The 1019-nt window shown below is 46.7% G+C and carries 2 protein-coding genes; one reads left to right on the top strand and one right to left on the bottom strand.

The window, feature by feature from the left end:
- Window positions 1-124: sulfurtransferase TusA family protein (locus A3729_RS34235; protein ID WP_197475626.1), on the bottom strand; the 124-nt coding region annotated here is incomplete at its 3' end.
- 180 nt (window positions 125-304) lie between these two features.
- On the opposite strand from A3729_RS34235, the gene A3729_RS06435 reads away from it, so the two are divergent.
- The coding region (locus A3729_RS06435) for a M48 family metalloprotease (protein ID WP_156497743.1) at window positions 305-1019 on the top strand (715 nt) is incomplete at its 3' end.

Below are 1019 nucleotides of genomic sequence, written 5' to 3'. Positions count from 1 at the left end.
CCTTATCAGTGGCGATCACTTTGACACATTCACCAGCCGACATCTTATTTAATTGCTGTTTAGCTTTGAGCAACGGCATCGGACAGGCCTCACCAGAAGCATCTACTAAATAATCGAATTGCATAACTACCTATCAATAAAAACAAAACCCAAGGAAAGAACATCTTATAGCAGCGACAGGAGGTTATACAAGCTAATCTCAGACAGCTGCCACCCTAGTTCATTCTGACAAAGTATTCACTTGCATCTGCTCCGAATTCGGCCTATATCTAAGAACCTAACACACCATACAATACAATCGAAGATGCCACGACGACAAAGCCTTAGCTTTTTACTACTCTGCTTACTAATATCGAGCACTCACGCAGACTCGAGCACTGATACAATCCCTAGCCTTGGCAATAGCTCGTCAAACCTCGTTTCAATCCAGCAAGAAAAAGCCCTAGGCAACGCTTGGTTGCGCACATTTAGACGCCACACCCAAGCCTATGATAATCCTTTAGTCACCGAATACCTCACCAACCTTGTATATAAACTCGCGCCAAACTCTGCCGTAATCGATCGCGACTTCACCATTACAATTGTCGACAATCCAAGCCTAAATGCCTTTGCAGTACCTGGTAGCATTATTGGCGTAAACGCAGGGTTATTCTTTAACGCCAATACCGAACAAGAATTTGCATCCGTTATTGCTCACGAACTCGCCCACCTCAGCCAACGACACTACGCCCGCATGCTCGAACGACAAAAGCTCGCGGCGCCACTGACACTCGCCGGCTTTCTGGCAAGCGCAATTATTGCTGCGACAGCTGGTTCAGAAGCTGGCGTCGCTGCACTGGCAAGCACTCAGGCACTTAGTGCAGAGAAACAACTAAAGTTTTCACGCAAAAACGAACAAGAGGCTGACCGCCTAGGTATTAAGATTTTAGCAAACTCAGCTTTCGACCCGCGAGCAATGCCAAAGATGTTTGAACGCATGTACAAACAAACAGGGCTCAGAGCAGAGAGCCTCCCAGAAT

This window comes from Oleiphilus sp. HI0043, assembly GCF_001634935.1.
Note: the sequence above shows the minus strand (reverse complement) of the source record. Positions and strands in the feature narration are given on the sequence as shown.